Raw genomic sequence first — 24,475 nt, 5'->3', positions numbered from 1 at the left:
ACTTGTTCACAGCCCACGCTCATAACTCGCCCAGGCGATGTGCGACTCGTGCAGGGTGACCGTGATGCCGGACAGTCCGCGGGCGCCCTCGCCCAGCGCTCCCTTGTGCACCCGCTCCGCAAGGCGGTCGGCGATGACCTTGGCCAGGAACTCCGTGGAGGTGTTCGTGTTGGCGAAGTCGGGCTCGTTGTCGAGGTTGCGGTAGTTCAACTCGCTCACCACCCCGCCCAGTTCCTGAGTGGCCAGTCCGATGTCGACGACGATGTTGTCGTCGTCCAGCTCTGCGCGCCGGAAGGTGGCGTCCACGAGGAACGTCGCCCCGTGCAGGCGCTGCGCGGGTCCGAAGACCTCCCCGCGGAAGCTGTGGGCGATCATGAGGTGATCGCGGACGGTGATGCTGAACAACGGACGACCCTCCAGGTGCGGCGCGTCTGATCCCTCTGCCGGGCGTGCCGTGTAGTACGGCAGGTCCGTTCTCCGTGTTCAGGCGGTACGGGAGGAAGTTTCGGCGGGTTTTCGTTTCTGGTTTTCGATTCGGACGCGTGGCTCGGACGCGTCGTTCGATGGACCGGTCACCGGGCGTAGTCCCGAACCGATCCGGGGCGGTCAGGCCCCTTCAGTGTCCTTCAGTGTCGTACTGAACCAGGTGGCACAGCGCCTGCGTCTGACCCGCGGCGAGCGCGGCCATCGCCTCCGGCAGTTCCTCGAAGGCGCACGAGCCGGTGATCAGCGCGTCCAGGGCGGGGTCGGCGAGCAGTTCGAGCGAGAGGGCGAGCCGGTCGGCGTACGTACGGCGACCGCTTCTGGCCGGCGAGACGGTGCCCACCTGGCTGCTGCGGACGACCAGGCGGCGGGAGTGGAAGGCCTCACCCAACGGCAGACTGACCCGCCGGTCGCCGTACCAGCTCAGCTCGAGGACAGTCCCCTCCGGGGCGAGGAGTTCGAGAGAGCGGGTGAGTCCCGCCTCGGTGGCGCTGGCGTGCACGACCAGGTCGCAGTCCCCGGCGGCGTCCGCCGGGAGCGCGAAGTCGACGTCGAGCGCCCGGGCGAGTTCGGCGCGCGCCGGGTTGGCGTCCACGAGCTGGACACGGACGGCCGGGTACCGGGCGAGGAGGGCGGCGACACTCGCGCCGATCATTCCGGCGCCGACCACCGCGATCCGGTCGCCGACGAGCGGTGCGGCGTCCCACAGGGCGTTCACCGCGGTCTCCACGGTCCCGGCGAGGACGGCACGCGAGGCGGGCACGGACTCGGGTACGGGGGTCACGGCGGCGGCCGGGACGACGTACCGGGTCTGATGCGGATAGAGACAGAAGACGGTCCGCCCGACGAGCGACGCCGGCCCCTCCTCCACCAGGCCCACATTGAGATACCCGTACTTGACCGGCCCCGGGAAATCGCCCTCCTGGAACGGCGCCCGCATCGCGCCGTACTGGCTCTCCGGCACACCACCACGGAAGACAAGTGTCTCGGTTCCCCGGCTCACTCCGGAGAACAGCGTGCGCACCAGAACCTCACCCTCGACGGGGCTCGGCAGGTCGATGTCCCGTATCCCGCCGTGCCCCGGAGATTCCAGCCAGAATGCGCGCGCGGCGCGGTCCATCCGCATGTCATCCTCCTGAAAAGTCGTGCCGCTCAGTCGTGCCCGAGCTGTGAACCTGCTGAGTCCGGCTGAACGATCCGGCGACCGTGCACGTACCGACCGTTGCGAAGCCGCGGACAACGTAAGCGGCAGTGATCGACTTTGTCATCTGGCCGGAGGATGTGCGGTGGCCCTGAACAACACGTACGACGCGAGGCTCTTGCAGCAGGAGACGGCGGTGGGAGCGGGTGTGCAACTGCTCTTGCTTGCCGTGATCGGCACGGCGATCGGCATGGGACCGGTGGGCTGGCTGACGGGCCTGGTGTTCGCGTTCGCCACCTGGGCCGTGCTCGCCCGCGCACTGCACCGCACGCGCCCCCGCTCCTTCGGTCCCGCGAACCGCGTCACCCTGGGCCGCGCCACGCTCGTCGGCGGCGTCACGGCCCTGGTCGCGGACTCCTTCCAGAGCCCGCCGCCGGTCACGCTCCTGGTGGCCCTGACCGCGGTCGCCCTGATCCTCGACGCGGTCGACGGCAAGGTCGCCCGCCGCACCGGTTCCTCGACCGCGCTGGGCGCCCGCTTCGACATGGAGGTCGACGCCTTCCTGATCCTGGTCCTGAGCGTGTACGTCTCCACACAGCTCGGCCCCTGGGTCCTGCTGATCGGCGCCATGCGCTACGCCTTCGTCGCCGCGGCCCGCTTCCTCCCCTGGCTGAACGCCGCCCTCCCCCCGAGCACGGGCCGCAAGACGGTGGCGGCACTCCAGGGCGTGGCCCTGCTGCTCGCGGGAGCGCAGATCCTCCCGTACGCCGCGACCCTCGCGACGGTCGTCCTGGCACTGGGCTCGCTGGTGTGGTCGTTCGGCCGCGACATCGGCTGGCTGTGGAGGAACCGCGAGGGCCACACGCCGCGCGAGAGGCGCGAGCCCGCCCGCGCTGAGCACTACTCCTCCGTGCCCTCTCCGCTTCCCGTCCTCGCCACGTCGGGCAAGGCGACCGGTTCCTCGCGGCTCTGAACGCCGCAGGGCCGCGGTCAGCCCTCGGTCTCCTTCAGGCGTCGGCGGTCCTCCTCGTCCCACTTGCGGGTGTCGCGTGGTTCGACGTACGGCTCCTCCCGTTCGGGATGGCCGCCGGCCACGGCCCGCTGCCGTGAGGTCTCGGCGTCGAATTCCAGGCCCAGGAGGATCGCCAGATTGGTGATCCAGAGCCATACCAGGAAGACGATGACGCCGGCGAACGTGCCGTAGGTCTTGTTGTACGAGCCGAAGTTCGCCACGTAGACCGCGAACCCGGCCGAGGCGATCATCCAGAGCAGCAGGGCCAGGAAGCTCCCTGGAGTGACCCAGCGGAAGCCCCGGACCCGTGCGTTCGGCGTCGCCCAGTACAGGATCGCGATCATGATCGTGACCAGCACCACCAGCACCGGCCACTTGGCGATCGACCACACGGTCAGGACGCTGTCCCCGGCGCCCAGCGCGGTGCCTGCCTGGCGGGCCAGACCGCCGGTGAAGACCACGATCAGTGCGCTGACCACTGCCAGGATCATCAGCCCCACGGTCACACCGAGGCGGACCGGCAGCACCTTCCAAACCGGGCGGCCCTCGGGGATGTCGTAGACGGCGTTGGAGGTACGGATGAACGCCGCGACATAACCGGAGGCCGACCACACGGCCAGGACCAGACCGACAATCGCCATCACCGAGCCGATCCCGGCGTTGTCCTGCAGTTGCTGCACCGCATTCGTGATCACATCGCGTGCGGAGCCGGGCGCGAGCCGGCCGATGTTGTCCAGCACGGCGTCCGTCGCCGACCTGCCGACGATGCCGAGCAGCGAGATCAGGACCAGCAGCGCCGGGAACAGCGCCAGAATCGCGTAGTAGGTCAGGGCCGCCGCCCGGTCGGTGAGCCCGTCCTTCTTGAACTCGGTCACCGTCCGGCGCAGCACCGCCCACCAGGACTTCCTCGGCAACTCCGTCGGGGCGTCCGGCGCCTGGCGCTCCACCTCCGGCGCAGGACCGTACTCTTCCGCATCCTGAGCCTGGTCCTTATGTCCGCGTTTCAGTAACCGTGTCATAGGCGCACGAGTACCCGAGCCCCACGAAGCAGACATCGCCCGGGTTTCAGTGCCCGTGGCCGTCCGAACCGTGCTTCTCCGCGGTCGGCTCCGCCGTCGTCGGTTCCGCCGCTGCCGACGTGCCGCCCGCGTGGACCGTGAAGGCCGCCGTGCGGACCTTGCCCTCGTGCTTGAAGTCGAGGAACAGGCGGTACGCGCCCTTGCTGGGGGCCGTTGCCGTGAAGGACACCTCCGGACCGGGCTTCGTCCTGCCGTCGCCGGGCTCGCCGTTGGGGTGGACGTGCAGGTAGGCGAGGTCTCCTGAGCGGAGGGCGACCAGGTGGCCGTATGCACCGAGGTAGGGCTGGAGGTTGCGCACGGACTTGCCGTCCTTGGTGACGTTCAGCTTCAGTTCGCTGCCCGCGCCGGGGCGGAGCTCGCCGTTGAGGGTGACCTTGTAGCCGTCGACGATCGCGGTGGGGGCGGCCTTAGGAAGTTCCGCCGGCTTGTACGGGCCCGACACCGCGAGGTCGGAGCCGAGGGTCAGACCCTCCGCGGCACCCGTGGGCTTGAAGTCGGCGAAGACGCGGTAGCCTCCCGCCTTCGGCAGTTCGACCGGGATCGACCAGGTGCCGTCGGCTGCACGGGTGGGGTGGAGGTGGCGATAGACCGTGAGGTCGCGTGAGGCGACGATGAGGTGCAGTTCCTTCTCGTGCTCGCGCTGGTACGCGGTCACGTTCCGCCCCGTACTGTCCTTGACGATGGCGAAGCTCAGCTCGGTGGCCGCGCCGGCCTCGATGTGCGAGGTCTTCAGGTCGAGCGTGTAGCCGCCCTCGGAGGTCTGCAGCCCGCCGGGCAGTTCCGCCGCGTGCCCGCCGACCGCCTCCGTGCCTTCGCCGTGGCCGCCACCTCCGTCCTTCTCTTTGTCCGCCGCGTGGCCGCCGTGCTGCGCGGCCTCGGTGGTCTTGTCGTCGGACACAACGGGGTCGATGACGTTGCCCACCCCGTAGGCCGTGCCGAAGGTCGCGGCGAGCGCGGCGGCGAAGGTCGTGAGCTTCAGTGCGGTGTGCATGACGTGTTCCCTTCCCAAGGGCCGCCGCTCGGGGGCGACCGACACCTCCCAACATACCCCCAGGGGGTACTCAGTCAAGTCGAATCAGCTCTTGAATCAAATACGGGATGGGGGTATACATGGAGGCGCAGAGTTCATACCCCTAGGGGGTATGAACGAGTATCACCGCCCATCACGCTGCGAGGAGCGCACATGGCCACCACCACACCTGGCGCCGCCGAGGTCGAACTCGCCATCGGCGGCATGACCTGCGCCTCGTGCGCGGCCCGGATCGAGAAGAAGCTCAACCGCATGGAGGGCGTCGAGGCGACCGTCAACTACGCCACCGAGAAGGCCAAGGTCGCGTACCGGGACGACGACGTCTCCGTCCAGGACCTGATCTCCACGGTCGAGGCCACTGGTTACACCGCCCACGAGCCCGCGCCCGTACGCCCCGAACCCTCAACCGGCGGCGAGGAGGGGCCCGGCTCCGGTGCGTACGACGAACTGCGGCCGCTCCGCGAACGACTGATCACCGCCGTCACCCTCGCCGTGCCGGTCGTCGCGATGGCGATGATCCCGGCTCTCCAGTTCGAGTACTGGCAGTGGCTGTCCCTCACGCTGGCGGCGCCCGTCGTCACGTATGCCGCCTGGCCCTTCCACCGCGCCGCCTGGACCAACGCCCGGCACGGTGCGGCCACCATGGACACGCTGATCTCGGTCGGTACGTCGGCCGCGTTCCTGTGGTCGGTGTGGGCCCTCTTCTTCGGTACGGCCGGCACTCCCGGCATGACACACCCCTTCGAGCTGACCATCGCCCGCAGTGACGGCGCCGGGAACATCTACCTCGAAGCCGCCGCCGGAGTCACCGCCTTCATCCTCGCGGGCCGCTACTTCGAGGCCCGGTCCAAGCGGAAGGCGGGCGCGGCTCTCAAGGCGCTGCTGGAGCTCGGCGCGAAGGAGGTGACGGTCCTGCGTGCCGACGGTCGCGAACTGACCGTTCCCACCGCCGAGTTGAAGGTCGGCGACCGCTTCCTGGTTCGCCCCGGCGAGAAGATCGCCACCGACGGCGTCGTCATCCAGGGGGCCTCCGCCGTGGACGCGTCCATGCTGACCGGCGAGTCCGCACCGGTCGAGGTCGAGGCCGGCGAAGGCGTCACCGGTGCCACGCTCAACGTCGGCGGACGGCTCGTCGTCGAGGCCTCCCGCGTCGGCTCCGACACCCAACTCGCCCGTATGGCCAAGCTGGTGGAGGACGCGCAGAACGGCAAGGCCGCCGCCCAGCGGCTCGCCGACCGGATCTCCGCGGTCTTCGTACCGGTCGTGATCGGCCTCGCCCTTGCCACCCTCGGCTTCTGGCTCGGCAACGGCTTCGGGCTGACCGCCGCCTTCACCGCCGCGGTCGCCGTCCTGATCATCGCCTGCCCGTGCGCCCTGGGGCTCGCGACACCGACCGCGCTGATGGTCGGCACGGGGCGCGGCGCGCAGCTCGGCATCCTGATCAAGGGCCCCGAGGTGCTGGAGAACACGCGGAAGGTCGACACGATCGTCCTCGACAAGACCGGCACGGTGACCACCGGCCGGATGACCCTGCTGGCCGTGCACACCGCCGACGGCACCCCCGAGGACGAAGTCCTGCGGCTGGCCGGTGCGTTGGAGCACTCCTCGGAGCACCCGATCGCGAAGGCCGTGGCCGCGGGCGCCGCGCAGAAGGTCGGCGAGCTGCCCACCCCTGAGGACTTCGCGAACGTCGCGGGCCTCGGCGTCCAGGGCATCGTCGAGGGGCACGCGGTTCTGGTCGGCCGGGAGAAGCTGCTAGCCGAGTGGGAGATCTACCTGCCCCTGGAACTGGAGCGCGCGAAAGCCGAGGCCGAGGCGGCCGGACGTACGGCGATCGCGGTCGCCTGGGACGGCGAGGCCCGTGCGGTTCTCGAGGTGGCCGACGCCGTCAAGGAGACCAGTCCCGAGGCGATCACCCGGCTGCGGGCGCTCGGCCTGACCCCGATTCTGCTGACCGGGGACAACGAGGCGGTCGCACGGTCGGTCGCCGCCGAGGTCGGTATCGACGAGGTCATCGCCGAGGTCCTCCCCCAGGACAAGGTGGACGTGATCAAGCGCCTTCAGGCGGAAGGCCGTTCGGTGGCGATGGTCGGCGACGGCGTCAACGACGCGGCCGCGCTGGCACAGGCGGACCTGGGTCTGGCCATGGGTACGGGCACGGACGCGGCGATCGAGGCCGGCGACCTCACTCTCGTACGGGGCGATCTGCGCGCCGCGGCCGACGCGATCCGCCTCTCGCGCCGGACCCTCGGCACCATCAGGTCCAACCTGTTCTGGGCCTTCGCCTACAACATCGCCGCCCTCCCCCTCGCGGCGGCCGGCCTGCTCAACCCGATGATCGCGGGAGCGGCGATGGCCTTCTCCTCGGTCTTCGTGGTCGGCAACAGCCTGCGGCTGCGGGGGTTCCAGGCGGCGAACTGAGGCAGATACGGCTCGCCCTAAACCGCTATCAGCAGAAGCATCGCCGCCATGGTGCCAGACCAAGCTGACCGCGGCGACCAGCACGGCGAGCACCGCAATGGACCAGGTCAAGGCCATGATTCCCATCGATACCTCCCATCGACCGACTGCGGCACCTACTGGTGCCCTTAGTACGTGACGGGGAAGCAGGCCGTTCAAGTCCTTGACAACACCCATACCCCCTAGGGGTATGATGGGTGCGTCGGGAAGAAGCAGAAGCGAAGAGTCAGGCAGCCACTCAGCGAGAGGAGCAGAGTCATGGTGCAGGACATTTACGAGGTCAAGGGCATGACGTGCGACCACTGCGTCAAGGCCGTCTCGTCCGAGGTCGGCGCGCTCGACGGCGTCACGGGCGTGGAGGTCGACCTGGAGACCGGCCGGGTAACGGTGTCCAGCGGCGACCGCCTGGCATACGACGCGGTCGCCGAGGCCGTGGACGAGGCCGGCTACGACCTGATAGGCCGCCGCGAGCAGTAGGCCCTGTCGTCAGGTCCTCGTCCGACGACAGGCCCTGGCTCGCGGCCATGCGCAGCAGCCCGGAACGGTCCCGCCCGTGTACTTCGCGTACGGGCGGGACCGTCTTTGTTGCCACCGGCCTTCAAGCCACCGTCCTCGAAGCTGCCGCCGTCCTTGAAGCTGCCGCCGGCCCTGGAACTACCGGGCCGGGACGCCGTCGGACGCCGCGCTCGGAGCAGGATCTCCCGGCAGCGATGCCCGGACCGGGGCATGAAGCGCGTCAGTCGTGGGCGACGACGGCGACGGGTGCGGTGGCGTGGTGCAGCACCGCGTGGGTGACGGCACCGATGTGGGCGCCGAAGGGGTTGCGGCGCACGCGCCGGCCGACAACGACCAGGGAGGCGTCACGAGAGGCGTCGATCAGGAGGCCGGCGGCACTGCCGGGGCGGGACACCTCGACGACCTCGACGTCCGGGTACTTCTGCCTCCAGGCACGCAACGCCTCGGTGAGTACGGCAGCCCTCTCGCGGGCGAACTCCTCGTGGGGCTCGAATCCGGATCCCATGGTGTAGACGGAATAGGGCGACTGGTTCCAGCCCTGGAGGACGTGCAACTCGGTGTCGCGGAGCCGTGCCTCCTCAAAGGCGAAGGCGACCACCGCCTCGTCGGGGCTGCCTGCGGCGAGGCCGAGGACGACGGGCCGGAACGCGGTGGCGCCGGACGGGACGCCGGCGGGATCCATGGCGTGTTCGTCGGCAGACTGTTCACCTGCGCGCACGAGGACCACGGGCACCTCGGTCCGGGCGACCACGCCCTGGCCGACGGATCCGACCAGGAAGCCACCGAGTCCGCTCAGTGCGCGGGAGCCGATGACCAGCAGTTCCGCATCACGGGCGGCTTCCGCGAGTACGTCGCCGCGCGTGCCGGCACGTTGCTCGGTGCTCACCTCGACTCCGGGGTGACGCAGTCTCAGGCCCTCGGCGGCCTCGCGGGGAATCCGCTCGGCCCAGTGCTGGTGGGTCTCGGCTCCGAGGAGCGATGCCTGGGCCATGCGCTCCGGCACCGGCTGCCACACGTGAACCAGCTTGACCGGCAGGTCGCGCAGCTTCGCCTCGCGGGCCGCCCACTCAGCGGCGGCCAGGCTCTCGGCGGAGCCGTCGAGTCCTACGGTGATCGTGCGGGCCATGGTGTCCTCCTCTTGTGCCGGGCGATGCGGTTTCAGCGTCTCGTTCAGCGGGTTTCCGGGGCAGGGGCCACTGGTCCCGGGCACGGTCCGACCGGCCCCATCGCGGACCGGTGCGGCGGGCCCGCCGCACCGGTGGTGTTCAGCGCAGCCATCCGTTGCCGCGGACGAACGGCAGCCGGGCCCGCGTCCAGCCGGCCGGGTCACCTCCGGTCACCTTCTTGAGCCTCGCCAGCCGGCGAAGTTGTGGTGTCTGACAGGGTCGGTTCTCGTGCTTCACGTCGGCCGGGTGGCTGAACCGTGCCTGTTCGGCCCGCCAGACGTGCTCGGTCAGCAGCACGGTCGAGGCGGTGGCGAGGCAGATCGCCCACTGGGCCGGGCTGAGGGAGACGGTGTCGAAGACTCCCTGGGCTACGTGCACCTGTACGGCGACGACCTGGAGGGCCAGGACGGCGGCCAGGCAGATCCAGAGGGTGCGGTTGTGCAGCTGGTGGCGTCCCAGGACGGGGCCGTCCTCGTTGCGCGCGGCCAGGGCGTTGCAGAGCTGGAAGAGGACGAACGTGCTGAAGGCCATGGTGGCGGCTGTCGCGGTGTCGGTGAGGTGGCGGGCGCCGCGGCGCGTTCCATGTGGTCCAGGCGTGCAGCGCCACCAGCGGTGCTTTCCGCAGCTCGGCCTCGGCGAAGGCGAACTCCACCGCCCGCTCTCCCGCGGCCGAGCCGTCGACGCCCAGCACGACCGGCCCGTCCGCACTCGGCTGTTCGCGGACCACCAGTACCGGACACCGGCTGTGCGCCGCCAGATGAACCGCCGTCGACCCGACCAGCAGATCAACGAACCCTCCCATGCCCGGGACCCCACCACCACCAGCTCGGCCGCACGTGACTGTGACTCCAGAACCGTCAAGGGCTCGCCGGTCACGACCGCGTGGCTGACATCGACCTCCGGCGCCGTCGCCCGGGCACGTTCGACCGCCTCGGCCACCAGACGGTCGGCCCTCTTCTGGAGCCCGCCCTCGGGCGGCCCAGCGGAAACGGGCCCAAGGACACATGCATGGCCGGCCAGATGAACGCGTACACCACGCGCAGCCCCGTTCCACGCGCCTGCGCCTCCCGTGCCGCCGCCTCCACCGCGGCGAGACCCGCCGCCGACCCGTCCACACCCACGACCACCAGACCACTCATCGTGCCTCCTACGTCCAGACGCCTTGCTCTCTCCTCCCAGCCCACCCCGGAAACACCCTCGTTGTCATGGGGCCTAGTGGCCACCAGGACGGGCCGGACTGTCCCCTGTTCGGTCCGGCGTCGGCCGCGCCGCGCTTTGTCGAGCATTTTCGGCGTGGCGAACGCCTAAGGGCCCCCGGGCGGCGCAGCGGTCGCCGACATGCTCGAAACACGACCTGAGGCAACACAGCGTGTGTCCACAGAACACTGCTACGGCAGACCGGCAGGCCCGGGCCGGTCGCTCTCGTCCGGCCATACGCCCACATGCTCCGCCTCCGCCGTCAGGCGGACCCGGCCGCGCAGGCCGTAGCGTTCCACGTAGTCGCGGGGCAGTTGGAGACGGCCCGTGCGATCGAGGACCGTGTACTCCTCCGCGTCCGTGCCGTCGGGCGTGCGGAGGGTCTCCGTCGACGTACGGCCGTCGCGGATGCGGACCGTGCGGCGGACCTGGCCGGAGACGAGCGGGTCGTGGGTGACGACGAGGACGGTGGCACCGAACTCCTCGTTGGCGCGGCGCAGCGTGGCGAACACCTCCTCGCCGCTCGCCGTGTCGAGCTCGCCCGTGGGTTCGTCGGCGAGCAGCACGCGCGGCGCGTTGGCCGTGGCGACCGCGATGGCGACGCGCTGCTGTTCGCCGCCGGAGAGTTCGGCGGGTCGGCGGTCGCGGCAGTGGGCGACGCCGAGTACGCCGAGGAGTTCGGCGGCGCGCGCGGCCCCTTTGCCGCGCGGCACGCGCGCGTACTTCATCGGCAGTGCGACATTCTCCAGGGCGGTCAGATACGGCAGCAGGTTGCGTCCCGTCTGCTGCCATACGAAGCCGACGGTGTGCCTGCGGTAGCCGAGCCGTTCGCGGCGCCCCATGGCGAGCAGATCGTGTCCGGCGACCCTGGCCCGGCCCGCTGTGGGCAGGTCGAGCCCGGAGAGGATGGACAGCAGCGTCGACTTGCCGGATCCGGAGGCGCCGACGAGCGCCATGCACTCGCCCTCCTCAACCACGAGGTCGAGGCCCTGGAGCGCCTGCACCTCGACCTCGTCGGTGCGGTAGACGCGGACCAGGTTGTCGCAGACGACGAGCCCGTCGTCCGCGCGCGGACGCTGGGCTTCACGGGCCCGCTCCTCCAGTTTGCGCAAGTCGTTCCCGTGAGGTTCGGTCACCGTTCCTCCGTGAGGCGCAGGACGGCGCCGAGTCCGCGGCGCCGTCCGATCCAGGTCTCCACCGCCACCGCCACGATCACCAGCAGACCGAGGCCGGCGCCCAGGGCGGCGGTCAGCAGCAGGTCGGGGCGTGGCGTGGGGGCGGCGGGTCCGCCCGTGAACTCCCGCAGTTCCAGGGCCGGTCCGAGCAGTGCGGGCAGTGTCAGGCCGAGCGCGGTGCCGCCCGCCACGGCAGCCAGCACCATCGGCAGCAGTTGGAGCAGGTGCAGCGCCGAGGTGGCACGGTGGCCGAGGCCCAGCGTGCGCAGGTAGGAGGCGGTGCGGCCGCGGGCCGGGGCGGACAGCATCAGTTCGAGTACGAGGGCCAGCAGGGCGAGGAGTACGGCGAGCCCGGTGCTCGCGGTGTGCGCGGCCGTCAGGACGTCGACCATGCCGTCCGCGTCGGCCTCGGCCTCCTCCTCGGCGCGGATGCGCAGCTCGCCGACGGCGGTGTCGGAGGCTGCGTGCGGCACGAGGGCCCGCAGGTCCGCCACGTCCAGCCGTGGGCCGTACAGCAGCAGGGCGCTCTCCTCGAAGTCGCTTCCGGGGAAGTCCTTCAGGTCGCGGTTGTCGGCGAGGAGCAGTTGGTCGCGGGGTGCCGTCGTGGCGCGGACGGGGCCGATCGCCGGGTCGCGGAGTACGTCGTCGGGTAGAGCACCGACGACGCGCAGGCCGATCTTCCTGCCGTGCGAGGTGATGGTGAGCAGGTCGCCGGCGCCGGCTCCGGTGGCCAGGACGCGGATGTCCCGGCCGCGTCCCGGTGCGGTGAGTCCGGCGTCGTCGAGCGCACGGCCCGCGGCCGAACCGGGCGCCAGCGCCCGGAGTTTCGCGCTGTCGACGCCGATGAGGCTCGCGATGCCGTACCGCTCGCCGCTGGTACCGCTCGTCGGGTCGACGCGCAGTTGCCGCACGCTGACGGTGTCGCGCACTCCGCGCACCCGGGTCAGGCGTTCGGCGACGTCGGGGTTGCGGCCCGCGCCGCGGAAGGAGGCGTCGGCGCCGACCTGCCAGGCGGCGGCCTCGCGGCGCCCTTCCGTCAGCGTCCCGGCCACCAGCCCGCCGAACACCGCTCCGGCCAGCGTCACCACCAGGACGAGCAGCGCGAGCGCCCGGGCCGGCGCCTCCTTCGCGGCCCGCGAGAGCGCGATGAGGGCCACCACGCCACGCCGCCGCGCGGACCAGCGCGCCAACAGCCGTACGGGCAGCGGATAACAGCGCACCAGTACGGCGACGGTGGCGAGCCCCAGCAGCGCGGGCACCGCGGCGAGCAGCGGGTCGGGCCCGGCGTCGCCCGCCGTGCCGCGGGTCCGCAGCGCGAACACGCCGGCCGCGGCGAGCAGCAGGACCAGTGCCTCGGCGACGACCCGGCGTCCCTCCCCCACTCTCGACTTCGCTCGAGCGGGGGGACCCCCACCGTGCCGGTTCGGCTCATGCCGGGTGCGGGTGGTGCGGTCGCGCAGGGCGTGCCAGGTGAGCGCGGGGAACAGCAGCCAGACGAGTACGGCGACGAGCACTCCGTAGTCGTACGCGGGTGAAGGGCCCGGCAGCGCCCGCGCGACGGCGAGTCCGGCTACGAGCCCGAGCAGTGCGGCGGGCGCGGTCTGTGCCGCACGTGCCAGTGCGAGGCCCGTCGCGGAGGCTCCGCGGGCGATCTGCAGCCGGTGGGCGTCGAGGCGTCGGCGTACCGCGAGCAGCGCCGTGACGGCGGCGGTGAGCAGTCCGGTGACGAGGAGGGACCCCAGCGCGAAGGAGATCACGGTGCTGCCCTGCCGCCACTGCGTGCCGAACTCCGTGATCACGTCGGGAAGTTGGGTGCTGTCCTGCAGGGTGGAGGCGGCGTGCTGGCCGAGCTGGCAGAAGTTGCCGCCGTAGTCGGCGATGTCGCCGCAGAAGACGGTCCGTGCGTCGTCCGGGTAGCGCGCGAGCAGCCGCTGGAGTTCGCGCTGTCCCTGCTCGTCGGCGAACCGCGTGGCGGTGTCCGCGTCGAGGTCGAGGCGCAGGCCCCAGTTGACGGTGAGCGGGGCGCCCGCCTGCGACTGGAGGGTGGTGACGGTGCGCGGGGCGACGAGGGCGCGGGCCTCCCAGTCGAGTCCGGAGATGCCGCGCGGGGGATGCTGCGAGGGCCGCACCAGCTGGGGCTGCTCGCGCCACAACCGGTCGCGATGCGTGGTGAAGAACCCGACGACGACGGCGGTGGCGTGGACGTGCTTCAACGAACCGGGCTGGACAGGGAGTTGCTGCCCGAGCCGCAGCTTCAGCGCATCGCGCGTGAGGGTGGAGACGGCGATCTCCACGGCCTTGCTGTCCGGATCGGGCGGCCGTCCCTCGGCGTAGGCGGCACGGCGCGGCGCGTCGGAGGCGTACACCAGCCCCAGTCCCACGTCTCCAGCGCCCGTGGCGGTGCGGACGAGCGGCAGCTCGACACGGGTCGAGTCATGCACGAGGCCGCCGTCGAGGCCATCGGGAGCCGCGTGCTCGATCACGTCCGTGACGGGACCCAGATCGTCACCCAGATCATTCGCGGGGAGGTCCTCCCCCACACTCTCCACCGGGTCGAACCGCGCGCTCAACTGAACGCCCGGCTCCGCCCGTTGCTCCTGTTCCAGCCGCGAGACAAGCGCCCGCCCGGCAAGCCGGTCGAGCAGCCCGGGCCCCGCGGCGGCGACACCGGTGAGCACCGCCACGAGCACGACGAGGCAGACCAGCAGGGGCAGTTCGGCCCGCATCTCGCGCAGGGAGACGGAAAGGTCCGGCCGCGTCGGGCGCCTCATATGCACTCCCCCGCGTGCGGCAGCTCGCCAAGAGGCGGGCCAGCAGGGGCAGTTCCGGCCACACCTCGACGCAAGCCGACGGGACTCAGCGGCAAGGCAACGCGCCTCATCGGTCCTCCCCGTCCCGCGACACCTCGCCAAGAGGCAGCCCAACAGGGGCAGTTCGGCCCACACCCCGGCCCAAGCCGAACACGGCCCGGCAGCCACACGGACGCCTCATCGGCCCTCCGCCCGCCCGCAACACCTCGCCCAGAGGCAGACACAGGGGCAGTTCGCACCGCGCCCCTGGTGCAAGCCGCCGGGGCCGGGCGGACACGCGATGTGCCGCATCGGCCCTTCCCCGCCCGCAACAACTCGCCAAGAGGCTGACCGGCAAGGGCAGTTGGGCCCGCAACCCGGCCCAAGCCGACAGCGCCCGGCAGCCACACGACGCGCCTCACCGGTCCTCCCCCGCCCGCAACACCCGCGCCAGATCAACCCGCCCCAGGAACCGCGCCGCCACAGTCACCACGCCGCAGATCACCAACGTCGTCGCCGCTGCCGTGAGCACCACCCGCCCCCACGGCACCTCGGTCAGCAATCCGGGATAGACCGGCCGGCCGGTGTCGTCGACCGTGACCACCGGCATGATCAGCGCGGCGAGCAAGGTGCCCAGCACCGTGCCGAGTACCGCCGCCACGCCGGCCAGAGCCAACTGTTCGGTCCACAGGTACCCGGCGAGCTGGCGGCGTCGTACCCCGAGGGCCCGCAGCAATGCGAACTCCCGGGCCCTGGCCCGCGCCGAGAGCGCCGTGTGCAGGGTGAAGCCGACGACGGCGAAGGCCGGAGCGAGGACGAGGCACAGGGTGAGCGCCCCGCGTGCGCCCTGCCGCAGCGGGTCGGCGGCCAGCCGGGCCCGGGTCCCCGGCACGTCGACGGCCGTGCCGAGCCGGGGGTCGGCCCGAACCGCGCGCAACGCGGCGCCCGCGTCCCCGCGCTCGGCGGCCACCCACCAGGCGGTGTCGGCGCCGGGCAGCGCACCGCCGAGTACGAACTGAGCCGCCATGGCACGGGAGTCGGCGAGCAACCGGGGTCCGTCGCGCTCGGCGCCCGGCACGGCATCGATCTCCCCGACGACCTTGATACGGGCAAGGCCGCCGCCCGCCCGCTGCAACCTGACCGTGTCCCCGACGCGGACCACACCGGAGTCCAGCAACGTCCGGTCGGCGAGCGCGGGCGCGGCAGGCCGCCCCTTGGCGCGGTCGGTGCCGAGCCTGACGCTCCATGTCGGGTACTTGAGCTCGGTATTGGGGCCGCGCAGCACCGCGTCCAGGAGGGTGCCGGGAGCAGGGCGATCGGAGCACAGTACGGGCCCCGGAGCACTACCAGGCCTCTTCGAGGGCTCGGCCGCGGGACAGCCGGCGACCCGCCGGTCCGGGGCATCGGGGCGCACATCGCGCCAGGCAGCGGGCCGCGCGAGACCGGGCACGCGGTCGACGCTGAGGCGATAGGTGCGCCGTACGCTCTCGCCGGTCATGCTCAGGCCGAGTTGAACGATGCGTACGCCATCCCCCTGGGCCGGAACCTTCAGCCGTACGGTACGAGCCGCGCCGTCCGTGTCCTCGAGCGCGACCTCGCTCGCGTGGGCGAGGCCGTCCGCGTCCACGAAGTGCACGGTGAGCCGCACAGGCACAGGGGTTCCGGGTCCACCAGCCAACAGCCGTACGTGCAGCGGGAGTTCGCGCGGAGAACCGTCGAGCGGCAGCCCGTACGCGGGGATGTTCCGGCCGAGCGGGGCGACGAGCTCGGACACCGGCCGGTCGCTGAGGTCGGGCCGCAGGGCGGGGGCGGGACCGCGCGTGGTGTCGATGCCGGTAACGGTGACCCAGCTCTGGCCGAGGTAGCCGTCGGTGTCGACGACGGGGGTGACGGCGCGGGCGCCGGGCAGTGCCGCGTACGCCGTGCGCCGCTCGGCGGGCGCGAGCCGCCCGCCGGGGTCGATCCGCAGGTCGGAACCGACCCGGAAGACCGCCTGGTCGTGATCGCCGCGGTCCAGGATCGCGAGCGCGGTGCTGCTGAGCGCGGCGACGGCCAGGGCGAGCGTCACCAGCAGCGCGGGCCCGGCGTGCCGCGCGGCACGCCGCGCGATCTGCCAGCCGCCGAGAGGCAGCACGAGCCCGGTGCCGCGCCGCGCCAGGGGCTCGGTGACCCGCGCGAGCACCGGGAGCGCCCGCAGGACGAGCAGCGCCGCGGCGGTGGTCATCGCGACGGGCGCGAGCACGAGTACGGGGTCGACGCCACCGCCCGTGACCGGCGAACGATACTGCCGCAGCTGCAGCCAGCCGAGCACGGCGACAGCCGCGAGCCCCAGATCGGCGCCCAGCCGCTGCGCCCCCGCGAACCGCCCCAGGCGCAGCCTCAGCCTCCGCACCGCATGCCGGTCCCGTACGGTCCGCACGGTCGGCAGCAGCAGCGCGGCACCGTGCACCGCGACGGCGAGCAGCGCGGCAGCCCAGCCCGCGGTCAGCGTCGCCGATGCGGGTACGTCGCCCGGGATCAGCCCGGCGCCGTCGAGCAGCCGCAACAGCGGACCGCCGAGGAACGGCGCGGCCAGCCCCGCGGGCACGGCCACGGCCGCCCACTGCACGGCCGTCGCCAGGGCCAGCCGCGAGGTTCCGGCCCCGCGCGAGACCAGCAGCGCGAGTTCGGGGCGGCGGTGCTCGGCGAGCTGGCGCGCGGTGAGTACGAGGGACGCGGCGGCCAGGGCGGCGAGCAGGGTCGCCGGGATGTAGAGGCCGGCCCGTGCCACGGCGATGGGGGCCGTCAGGTCGTCGAGCGCATCGTCAAGGGTGGACTTGGCAACAAGCTCGGTCGTGGGCTTCGTACCGCGGAACACGGAGAGCGTCACGTCGCTGCCGCCGAACCGTCCGGCCCGCCGCTCCAACGGCCCGATGTCGCCGAGCCGCAGCCCGCCTGTGTCCGGAATGCCCAGCCAGAGGACGCCCGCGTCCCGGGCCAGACCGGGCGTCGCCGTCAGCGCCTCGCGCTCCACCAGCGCAATGGAGTCGGACGTACCGAAGGTGGTGGTGCTCAGGTTCGCCCAGACGGCTGGGCTGCGGCCGTCCGCCCGGTACAGCCCGGCCACCCGCATCCGCACCTGCGGCCCTTCATCCGACTGCACCCGCAGCTCGTCACCGGGCCGCACCGCGAGCTCCACCGCGAACACATCGCTGAGCGCGGTCTCGACGACTCCTCCCGCGCCGGCCGCGCTCGGCCAGCGGCCCGCCACCAGCCGGGCATGCCGCCGCGTCTCCTGAAGAGCCACCACAGACAAGCTGGCATCGTCCCGCCGACGGCCGCCCGCCTCCGTCACGCTCAGCTCGGAGGACCGGACAGCCGGGACCCGTAACGCGGACCAGGTGTGATGCGGCACGCCACCGAAAGCACGGCCGACAGCGGCCCGTACGAGACCGTCCAGCTCCCCCACACCACCCGACGGGTATGCCCCGGAGACATCGACCACGGCCTCGGGATCACCGGCGAGCCGCCGCTGCACCCCGCCCTCGACAGCCTTCTCGGAGAGCGCCGCGAGCGCCGCCAGCACGGTGGCGGCAAGCAGCACGGCAAGCCCCGCGGCGCCCAGCACCAGCCCGTGATACCCGGTCCCCCGCACCGCGGCAGGCATACGTCTCCCGCTCAACTGCCCGGTCTCCCCCCGTAGTCCGGCACAGTATGGGTCGGTACGTTCGAGACCCGCAACGGTGTGGAAGCGGACGGGCACAGTGCATTTGGCACGAGGCGGAACCGGAGGAATCTGCTTCCGCCCCGCCCCGTTCTGCGCTCAGCTCTGCGCCTCGCTGATGTTCACCATCCACTGGATGCCGAACCGGTCCGTACACATACCGAATACGTCGCCCCACATCTGCTTGTCCAGCGGCACCGACACCGAGCCACCGGCCGACAGCTTCTCCCAGTACCCACGCAGCTCGGCGTCGTCTTCGCCGGTCAGAGCCACCGAGAAGTTGTTGCCCGGCTTGTACTCCTCCCCCGGAGCGCCGTCGGCGCCCATCAGGGTAAGGCCGCTCGGGGTCTCCAGCATGCCGTGCATGATCTTGTCGGCGAGGGGCGTGTCCCCCTGCCCGAACTCGGCGTAAGTGTTCACCGACAACGTGCCGCCGAACACCTCCTTGTAGAACTCCAACGCCTGCCGGGCGTCACCGTCGAAGCTGAGATACGGATTGAGCCGCGTGGCCATCAAAACCTCCCTGATCGGGGAAATCGGTCAGATGCGCGCAGACTAGCGCGGGGCACTGACAACGGCCTGCCGACTGCGACCGTCTTGATCGGGGGACGCTGAAGTGCGGCCGGTGTGGCTTGACCGCTCCTCCTACGTGACCGGCACGGTCCTACGGGTCGACGGCGGCGCGCGGGCCTGAGCCGGGGATGCCTTCATCCCTGTTCACAGCCTCTCGTTGATGGCCGCCATGAGGACGGTCGCCTCGTAGCGGACCGATCGGGCGCGCACAGCGACAGCGGCCACCCGTCGTGCGCCGGGAGGGCGGAGCGCGTGACATGAGCGGCGCGCCGCCTTGCCACCGACCGCTCCACCGTCAAGGCCTTCGTGGATTGGCACGACGAGTGGCGGATCGAGGACCACGACTGACTGACACTCAGCGGCCTCGTTCACGAAGAGCAGCAGTTCTGCCGAGGCGGCGTCCGCGGCCGGCTCTTGGTTCAGTCCTGGGCGAGGCTCGCCCGGGCGTCGCCAGAGGGCTTCGGCGTCGTCGCCGAGCCTGCGCACCGCGATGACGTCCGCGCCGATCGCCGGACGGCGGTGTCGGTCAGTTCCTTCACCTTGTCGGCAGGTACGGCTGGACGTGGACCGGGGAGACCAGGGCGTTCTGGTCTCCGGGTTATCTTGCTCGGGCAAAGGGCCGTCGCGTCAGCCCAACAGGGCGTCGCGGGCAAGGAGTTGAATATGGACTTACCGGACTCGCAGGACGCGGCCAAGAGGCTGCGGGCGATCAGCGACGAGCTGTCGGACCGTTTCTATGAGCGGGCTGACGTGGTGCGGACGCTGGTCGTGACCCTGTTGGCCGGGCAGCACTCGTTGGTGCTCGGCCCGCCCGGAACGGCGAAGTCCGAGATGGCCCGGGAGCTCACGAGCAGGGTCGAGGGGGCGTCGTACTGGGAGATCCTCCTGTCGAAGTTCACCGCGCCGACGAGGATGTTCGGTCCCATCGACGTCGCCGCGCTGGCCCGGGGCGAGTACCGCCAGGTGTACGAAGGCCGTGCCACGACCGCGCATGTCGCGTTCATCGACGAGATCTTCAAGTGCTCCACGGCGGCGCTGAACGAGACGCTGGGCTACCTCAACGAGCGGATCTACCACCCCGAGAACGGCGGCGAGCCGATCCGCTGCCCCCTGATCGGGGCCATCACGGCGAGCAACGAACTGCCCGGCGGAGAGGATACGGCCGCCATCTACGACCGGCTGCTGGTGCGGATCGAGGTCGGGTACCTGGCAGACCCCTCGAACTTCGCCGCGCTGGTCCGCTCCGCCGTCAGCCGCCCGGCGGCACCGACACGGACCACCATCGATTTGGCCGCCTTGCAGCACGCCGTGACCGAAGCCGTCCCGGCCGTGGACGTCCCCGAGGGAATCGTGGATGCGGTGTGCACGCTGCGGGCCGCCCTGCGCCGCAAGGAACTCGTAGCCTCCGACCGCCGCTGGCGGCAGACGGTGGGCCTGCTCCAGGCGTCCGCGTACCTCGACGGCCGCCCGGCGGTCGCCGAGACCGACCTGTCGGTGCTGACTCACGTGCTGTGGGACTCCCCCGCCGAGCGCCCGACCGTCGAGCGCGAGGTGCTGCATCTGGTCAACCCCGACGCCAAGGAGGTGCTCGACCTGGCCGACGCCATCGATGAGCTGGAGGCCCAGCTCGACGCCATGGCAGGGCAGTCCCGCGAGGCGCTGAGCGAGTGGGTCATCAAGAAGGCCCACAACCAGCTCGCCATGGCGGGGAAGCGGCTGGAGAAGCTGGGCGAGGAGGCAGCGGGCGCCGGCCGCTCCACCGCCGCCATCGACCGAGTCACCGGCCGCCAGCGCGCCGTCCGCGCCCGCGTCCTCACCGAGGCCCTCGGCATGGACGCGAGCATGGTGCAGGCCCAGCTCTGAACACCGGGGGGATCAGGCCCATGGGCAAGACGGGCAGGACACCGAGCACGCTCAACGAGCTGGCGAGCCGGGCCGGGAAGTGGCTGGGCCTGTCCGCCGCCGCTCCCGAGCGGCACACCGCGGCCGTGGTCGCGGACCGGTTCGAACAGATCACATGGCGCGACACCTACGAGCAGTCGGCCGGACTGCGCGAGCTGGCGCAGGAGCTGAACGAGCGCTACGACCACACCACCTGCACCACCGACCTCCTGACCGACGCGTTCCTGGCCGCCTACAAGGTCAGGCCACGGTTGCGCGAGCGCGCGCAGATGGACCCCTCCCGGCTCGTCAACCACCAGGTCATCACCTCACTGGTGGAGTCATGGGAGTTCGCCGAGCTGCGCCGAGAGACGGCCGGCGACCCCTATGCCGCCGCCATGGCCGTACTCGCCCAGGCTGCCGCGCTGCGCCGGATGCTGGAGAGCTCCCGGGATGCCCGGGAAAAGGCCGACCAGGCGAAGGAGGCCCAGCAGGACGCCGAACGCGCGGCGACCGCCGTGGGCGAGGCACTCCAGCAGGCCGCCGACGAGGCTGACGAGGAGGGCACCGTGCCGGCGTCGGCGGCCGACGCCGTACAACGGGCGATCGAAGCCGCCGAGGCGGCCGAGACCACTGCGCGGCAGGCCGCTCAGAACGCCGCGCAGGCCCTCGCGGCGGCAGTCGCCGGCATCCGTGCCGCCGCGCGGACCGCGGTGGCGAAGGCCGCCGAGGCCGTACGCGAGGAGGCGGCGCTGATGCGGGCATGGGGTGTAGGCCCCGGCGAGCTGGAGCGGATGCCGTTCGACCAGCGCGCCCGGCTCGCCGAGCGGCTGCGCACCAGCCGTCTCGCACAGTGGGCCGAACTGATCGGCCGCTTCCGGCAGATGGCCGACGGTGAACGCGCCCGCAAGGTGGAGAACGCCGCCGGGGAGCTGATCGGCGTCACGCTCGGCAACGACCTCTCCCGCGTCATCCCCTCCGAGCTGGCGGGCCTCGGCTTGCCTGAGCTGCGTGCGGTGTTCGCCGCGCGCTACGCCGCCGGGGAGCTGATGCTCTACGACAGCCAGGGCGAGCAGACCACCGGCCGGGGCGCCATCATCGCGTGCGTCGACACCTCGCACTCCATGTACGCGGAAGGGCCCGGCGGCATCACCCGGGAAGCTTGGGCCAAGGCGTGCGCCCTCGCGCTGCTGGACCAGGCCCGCCACGCGGGGCGTGACTTCGTCGGCATCCTGTTCGCCGCCGCCGACAAGCTCCAGGTCTTCCGCTTCCCCGCCGACCAGCCGACCGGCACCGCCCAGATCCTCGACTTCGCGGAGACCTTCCTCGGCGGCGGCACCAGCTACCAGAGGCCGCTGACAGCAGCCCGCGATCTGCTGGAGGAGGAGTTCAACGACGCCGCCCGCACGCGCGGCGACATCGTGATGCTCACCGACGACGAATGCGACGTCACCGAGGAATGGACGCGCGGCTGGAACGACGCCAAACACCTGCTGGGCTTCCGCGTCTTCGGCGTGGCCATCGGCACCCTGCCCGCCGCCGAAGCCGGCTCGGTCCTGGACGCCCTGTGCGACAACCTCCGCTCCATCGATGACCTCACCGACGTCCACGCCGCCGCAGACCTCTTCCGCGTGATCTGACCTCGCCTGCTCCCCGCGCCCCCGACACGCCCCACGTGGCGACGCTCCCCAGTCGACGAGTACGCCCAGTTCGAAGACGACCGCAGCCCGTCCGAGATCGGTTCAGTCAAGGTCGCCTATGTCGAGCGGGTTACTTTGCCCAACTGACGTACCCGGTAAGTCGATTGCCTCCCGGCGGCGTACGCCGCAGCGTCACCGCCGGGATGCGCGGGTTTCAGCCTCAGGCCCTCGGCGCGGAGCTCACGAACCCCACGAACTGTGACCATCCCTCACGCCCGACGGCGAAGTGAGGCTGCGCCACATCCTTGGAGTCCCGTACGTGGATGGCCTGTTCGGTGACAGCGACCTCAATGCAGCTGTCGCCCTGGCTGCCGCTGTAGGTGGACTTGAACCAGGCGAGTTCCGTCGTGCTCATAGCTCTCCTCGCAGTCGCTCCAACAGGCCCCGCGAGTCTTTGGGGTTGAGGGCCTGCGAGCGCAGTGTGTCATAGCGCTGCTGGAGGAGACTCACCTCTCTCACGTCGGCGATCAGGCGCCCGTTCTGCTGCCCTTCGGAGTACGCGAACCGCCGCCCCTCCGGTGTCTCCAGCAGTTGCACGGGGCCATCCAGACACGTATGCAATCCGCCGTCCAGCGGCACGATTTGAAGCGTCACGTTGCGCGGAGCACTGTGCTCCAGCACGTGGTCCAACATGCCCCGCATCTGCTCCGCGTCCCCGAACCGACGCCGAAAGAGATGCTCCTCGACGATGAAGCTGAAGGGGACGGTCGGCCGCTCGTACAGCATCCTCTGCCGATCCGTCCTCACCGCGAGCAGAGCCTCCAGCCGCTCGTCCGAGACCACCGGAATCGTGCCCTCGAACACCGCCCGCGCATACCCCTCCGACTGCAACAGCCCCGGCACCAGCCTGCACTCATACGTACACAAGCTGACAGCCAACTTCTCCAGCCGAGCCCACCGCCGGAACCAAGCCGCCAGCCCCGCCTCCCCCCGCGTCAGGAATCTCGCCGACTTCCGCAACGCACCCGTGTTGCCCAGCGCCTCCTCCGCCCGCTCCACGAACGACTCGTCCGGCATCCGCCGCCCCAACTCCACGGATTCCACGGTGTGTTTGGAGAACCGGACCAGCCCCCCGAACTCGACCCGGCTGAACCCGGCATGCTCGCGCAGGGCCTGGACGACGGCTCCGAAGGTCCGCAGACTGTCGGAGGGGTCGGGCTCCCGCTCCCAGTCGGCGTCGCCCGTCGCTTCGGCGTTGTCGGTGGTCATACGCGGCTACCTCCAGGTGCGTTCGTGCGATGCCCCGCGATCGACGCACCCAGAGTGACGGAAAGATCTACGTACCGTCCACCGAATGTGCCCGTACGCTGACGCAGCGTACGGGGCGTGTCACTGGCAAACACCCCCTCCCGGCCGCCACGGTGGCCGCATGAACGCGACCGCACCTCAACTGACCTCCTCCGTACGCACGTTCGCGCAGCGCCTGTCCTCCACCCGCCGTGGAGCCCGCCTCGCCCGGCTGCTCGCCGCCGAAGAACTCCGCACCTGGCCCGCATCACCGACTGTCACCGAACGCGCCGAGCAGATCATCGCCGAGCTCGCCGCCAACGCCGCACTGCATGGTCGCGTACAGGGCCGGGACTTCAAGCTCACACTCACGCTCGACGAAGCGACGGGAGTCGTACGCATCGAGGCCACCGACACCCGCGGCGAGAAGCTGCCCGCGCTCCCCCAGGAACCACAGCCGGACGACGAGTCCGGCCGCGGCCTCCTCCTGATCGCCGCACTGGCCGACCGCTGGGGCACGGAGCCGTACCCGCCCAGCGGCAAGATTGTCTGGGCGGAAGTCTCAGAAGCCATCCGCTTTCCGAACGTGATCGGTTGGTTCGGCTGTGGTGGGCATGAACTCCGCTGTGCGGCGGGAGAGATGGGCGTGGTTGGTCCGCTCGGGTCGCTTGTGGAGGTGGCTGGTGCCGTCGGTGCTCGGTCTGCTGGAGGCTCGGGAGAAGAAGGTCCGGGAGGAGGTGGCGCGGTTGCGGGCTGCGCTCGGCGAGGCGGAAGCTGCGCTTCAGCGGCTGGTGGATGCCCGTGTGACGGTGACTGAGGTGCTGGCCGAGCCGTCTTGCGTGGTCGCGGAACCGCGGAGCGCGGTGGCGGGATCGGTGGTGCCGCACCGGGCCGAGGGCAGGGAGGCGTCGGTGCTGGCGCCGGACTACGAGCGCATTGTGTCGGTGCTGGAGTCGGAAGCGGGCCGGGAGGGCGTGCGCTGCCAGCAGCTGGCCGTGGCTCTTGGGCTGGAGGCGGTCCCGGCGAAGGTCGAGGGGCTGCGGTCGAAGGCGAAACGTCTGGTGGAGCGGGGATGGGCCCGTCAGGTGCGGCCCGGGGTGTTCACCGCGCTCGCGGCGCCGGCCGGCTGAAGGTGCCTGGGCGGCGTCCGGCCAGGCGCCTGCTCATGAGCATGGTCATCGGCCACAGAGCTTGTTCACGTTCGTGTCACCCACGGGCAGCGAGACGGGAACGGGGTCGCCGCCGACGGAGGAGACCGCAACTCGGAGACACTGCTCAACATGGTTACATTATCCCTCTCAATGGACTCGACCTGCACTCTAATTTCTTTTATCTCTACGCAT

General features: G+C 71.2%; 19 protein-coding genes and 1 pseudogene. 7 read left to right on the top strand and 13 right to left on the bottom strand.

Annotation, left to right across the window (positions count from 1 at the left end; genetic code table 11):
• Positions 1–6: 6 nt before the first annotated feature.
• Positions 7–405: a 6-pyruvoyl trahydropterin synthase family protein gene (locus ABD357_RS37845; RefSeq protein ID WP_344395866.1), complete on the bottom strand. Its 399-nt coding sequence runs from the start codon at positions 403–405 to the stop codon at positions 7–9.
• A gap of 211 nt (positions 406–616) precedes the next feature.
• Positions 617–1,603, bottom strand: a complete 987-nt coding sequence (locus tag ABD357_RS37840) for a zinc-dependent alcohol dehydrogenase (RefSeq protein WP_344396064.1) — start codon at positions 1,601–1,603, stop codon at positions 617–619.
• 166 nt (positions 1,604–1,769) lie between these two features.
• On the opposite strand from ABD357_RS37840, the gene ABD357_RS37835 reads away from it, so the two are divergent.
• Entirely contained in the window at positions 1,770–2,597 is an 828-nt protein-coding gene (locus ABD357_RS37835) for a CDP-alcohol phosphatidyltransferase family protein (RefSeq protein ID WP_344395865.1), read from the top strand.
• A gap of 17 nt (positions 2,598–2,614) precedes the next feature.
• Here the strand turns inward: ABD357_RS37835 and ABD357_RS37830 are convergent, their stop codons facing one another.
• Both ABD357_RS37830 and ABD357_RS37825 read right to left on the bottom strand, forming a co-directional pair.
• Entirely contained in the window at positions 2,615–3,655 is a 1,041-nt protein-coding gene (locus ABD357_RS37830) for a YihY/virulence factor BrkB family protein (RefSeq protein WP_344395863.1), read from the bottom strand.
• Between the two features lie 46 nt (positions 3,656–3,701).
• Complete coding sequence (locus ABD357_RS37825) at positions 3,702–4,706, bottom strand: hypothetical protein (protein WP_344395862.1); 1,005 nt, start codon at positions 4,704–4,706, stop codon at positions 3,702–3,704.
• A 192-nt stretch (positions 4,707–4,898) separates the two neighbouring features.
• Here ABD357_RS37825 and ABD357_RS37820 point away from each other — a divergent pair, with 192 nt between their 5' ends.
• Both ABD357_RS37820 and ABD357_RS37815 read left to right on the top strand, forming a co-directional pair.
• Positions 4,899–7,166 (top strand): heavy metal translocating P-type ATPase, encoded by a 2,268-nt coding sequence (locus tag ABD357_RS37820; protein WP_344395861.1) that lies wholly within the window; start codon positions 4,899–4,901, stop codon positions 7,164–7,166.
• A gap of 297 nt (positions 7,167–7,463) precedes the next feature.
• On the top strand, positions 7,464–7,682 hold the full coding sequence (locus ABD357_RS37815) for a heavy-metal-associated domain-containing protein (protein WP_344395860.1): 219 nt from the start codon (positions 7,464–7,466) through the stop codon (positions 7,680–7,682).
• Between the two features lie 259 nt (positions 7,683–7,941).
• Here ABD357_RS37815 and ABD357_RS37810 read toward each other — a convergent pair whose 3' ends face one another.
• The 7 genes and pseudogenes from ABD357_RS37810 to ABD357_RS37780 form a co-directional block, all read right to left on the bottom strand.
• Positions 7,942–8,847: a universal stress protein gene (locus ABD357_RS37810; RefSeq protein WP_344395859.1), complete on the bottom strand. Its 906-nt coding sequence runs from the start codon at positions 8,845–8,847 to the stop codon at positions 7,942–7,944.
• A 139-nt stretch (positions 8,848–8,986) separates the two neighbouring features.
• The gene (locus ABD357_RS37805; RefSeq protein WP_425585182.1) at positions 8,987–9,418 is read right to left on the bottom strand and encodes a cation transporting ATPase C-terminal domain-containing protein; all 432 of its coding nucleotides are present in this window, start codon (positions 9,416–9,418) and stop codon (positions 8,987–8,989) included.
• Positions 9,419–9,446: 28 nt separating this feature from the next.
• A pseudogene (locus ABD357_RS37800) lies at positions 9,447–10,026 on the bottom strand (universal stress protein); the annotation flags it as partial.
• A gap of 249 nt (positions 10,027–10,275) precedes the next feature.
• On the bottom strand, positions 10,276–11,220 hold the full coding sequence (locus ABD357_RS37795) for an ABC transporter ATP-binding protein (protein WP_425585181.1): 945 nt from the start codon (positions 11,218–11,220) through the stop codon (positions 10,276–10,278).
• Positions 11,217–14,030, bottom strand: a complete 2,814-nt coding sequence (locus ABD357_RS37790) for a hypothetical protein (protein WP_344395858.1) — start codon at positions 14,028–14,030, stop codon at positions 11,217–11,219. Before ABD357_RS37790 ends, ABD357_RS37795 begins: the two co-directional genes overlap by 4 nt.
• A 436-nt stretch (positions 14,031–14,466) precedes the next feature.
• Positions 14,467–17,694 carry an ABC transporter permease gene (locus ABD357_RS37785; RefSeq protein WP_344395857.1) on the bottom strand — a complete coding sequence of 1,076 codons (3,228 nt, stop codon included), beginning with the start codon at positions 17,692–17,694 and terminating at the stop codon, positions 14,467–14,469.
• Between the two features lie 156 nt (positions 17,695–17,850).
• The gene (locus ABD357_RS37780; RefSeq protein ID WP_344395856.1) at positions 17,851–18,264 is read right to left on the bottom strand and encodes a VOC family protein; all 414 of its coding nucleotides are present in this window, start codon (positions 18,262–18,264) and stop codon (positions 17,851–17,853) included.
• Between the two features lie 723 nt (positions 18,265–18,987).
• Here ABD357_RS37780 and ABD357_RS37775 point away from each other — a divergent pair.
• Both ABD357_RS37775 and ABD357_RS37770 read left to right on the top strand, forming a co-directional pair.
• Positions 18,988–20,187 carry an AAA family ATPase gene (locus ABD357_RS37775; protein WP_344395855.1) on the top strand — a complete coding sequence of 400 codons (1,200 nt, stop codon included), beginning with the start codon at positions 18,988–18,990 and terminating at the stop codon, positions 20,185–20,187.
• A 20-nt stretch (positions 20,188–20,207) separates the two neighbouring features.
• Positions 20,208–21,845, top strand: coding sequence for a VWA domain-containing protein (locus ABD357_RS37770; RefSeq protein WP_344395854.1), 1,638 nt, complete (start codon positions 20,208–20,210; stop codon positions 21,843–21,845).
• Positions 21,846–22,065: 220 nt separating this feature from the next.
• On the opposite strand, the gene ABD357_RS37765 is transcribed toward ABD357_RS37770, so the two are convergent.
• Positions 22,066–22,260, bottom strand: coding sequence for a DUF397 domain-containing protein (locus ABD357_RS37765; RefSeq protein WP_344395853.1), 195 nt, complete (start codon positions 22,258–22,260; stop codon positions 22,066–22,068).
• Positions 22,257–23,114, bottom strand: a complete 858-nt coding sequence (locus ABD357_RS37760) for a helix-turn-helix domain-containing protein (RefSeq protein WP_344395852.1) — start codon at positions 23,112–23,114, stop codon at positions 22,257–22,259. Before ABD357_RS37760 ends, ABD357_RS37765 begins: the two co-directional genes overlap by 4 nt.
• Positions 23,115–23,274: 160 nt before the next feature.
• Here ABD357_RS37760 and ABD357_RS37755 point away from each other — a divergent pair, with 160 nt between their 5' ends.
• Positions 23,275–23,949 carry an ATP-binding protein gene (locus tag ABD357_RS37755; RefSeq protein WP_344395851.1) on the top strand — a complete coding sequence of 225 codons (675 nt, stop codon included), beginning with the start codon at positions 23,275–23,277 and terminating at the stop codon, positions 23,947–23,949.
• A complete protein-coding gene (locus ABD357_RS37750) occupies positions 23,870–24,262 on the top strand; it encodes a hypothetical protein (RefSeq protein ID WP_425585180.1) in 393 nt (130 codons plus the stop codon). Before ABD357_RS37755 ends, ABD357_RS37750 begins: the two co-directional genes overlap by 80 nt.
• Positions 24,263–24,475 lie beyond the last annotated feature (213 nt).

It is taken from the genome of Streptomyces vastus (assembly GCF_039532825.1).
GTDB lineage: Bacteria > Actinomycetota > Actinomycetes > Streptomycetales > Streptomycetaceae > Streptomyces > Streptomyces vastus.
Note: the sequence above shows the minus strand (reverse complement) of the source record. Positions and strands in the feature narration are given on the sequence as shown.

What these genes read in the sequence shown, in the direction of transcription:
- ABD357_RS37770 (WP_344395854.1), top strand. Translation starts at nt 20,208, where the DNA reads ATGGGCAAGACGGGCAGGACACCGAGCACGCTCAACGAGCTGGCGAGC.
- ABD357_RS37755 (WP_344395851.1), top strand. Translation starts at nt 23,275, where the DNA reads ATGAACGCGACCGCACCTCAACTGACCTCCTCCGTACGCACGTTCGCG.
- ABD357_RS37840 (WP_344396064.1), bottom strand. Translation starts at nt 1,603, where the DNA reads ATGGACCGCGCCGCGCGCGCATTCTGGCTGGAATCTCCGGGGCACGGC.
- ABD357_RS37785 (WP_344395857.1), bottom strand. Translation starts at nt 17,694, where the DNA reads ATGCCTGCCGCGGTGCGGGGGACCGGGTATCACGGGCTGGTGCTGGGC.
- ABD357_RS37780 (WP_344395856.1), bottom strand. Translation starts at nt 18,264, where the DNA reads ATGGCCACGCGGCTCAATCCGTATCTCAGCTTCGACGGTGACGCCCGG.
- ABD357_RS37805 (WP_425585182.1), bottom strand. Translation starts at nt 9,418, where the DNA reads ATGGCCTTCAGCACGTTCGTCCTCTTCCAGCTCTGCAACGCCCTGGCC.
- ABD357_RS37775 (WP_344395855.1), top strand. Translation starts at nt 18,988, where the DNA reads ATGGACTTACCGGACTCGCAGGACGCGGCCAAGAGGCTGCGGGCGATC.
- ABD357_RS37810 (WP_344395859.1), bottom strand. Translation starts at nt 8,847, where the DNA reads ATGGCCCGCACGATCACCGTAGGACTCGACGGCTCCGCCGAGAGCCTG.
- ABD357_RS37830 (WP_344395863.1), bottom strand. Translation starts at nt 3,655, where the DNA reads ATGACACGGTTACTGAAACGCGGACATAAGGACCAGGCTCAGGATGCG.
- ABD357_RS37825 (WP_344395862.1), bottom strand. Translation starts at nt 4,706, where the DNA reads ATGCACACCGCACTGAAGCTCACGACCTTCGCCGCCGCGCTCGCCGCG.
- ABD357_RS37765 (WP_344395853.1), bottom strand. Translation starts at nt 22,260, where the DNA reads ATGAGCACGACGGAACTCGCCTGGTTCAAGTCCACCTACAGCGGCAGC.
- ABD357_RS37815 (WP_344395860.1), top strand. Translation starts at nt 7,464, where the DNA reads ATGGTGCAGGACATTTACGAGGTCAAGGGCATGACGTGCGACCACTGC.
- ABD357_RS37760 (WP_344395852.1), bottom strand. Translation starts at nt 23,114, where the DNA reads ATGACCACCGACAACGCCGAAGCGACGGGCGACGCCGACTGGGAGCGG.
- ABD357_RS37820 (WP_344395861.1), top strand. Translation starts at nt 4,899, where the DNA reads ATGGCCACCACCACACCTGGCGCCGCCGAGGTCGAACTCGCCATCGGC.
- ABD357_RS37790 (WP_344395858.1), bottom strand. Translation starts at nt 14,030, where the DNA reads ATGAGGCGCCCGACGCGGCCGGACCTTTCCGTCTCCCTGCGCGAGATG.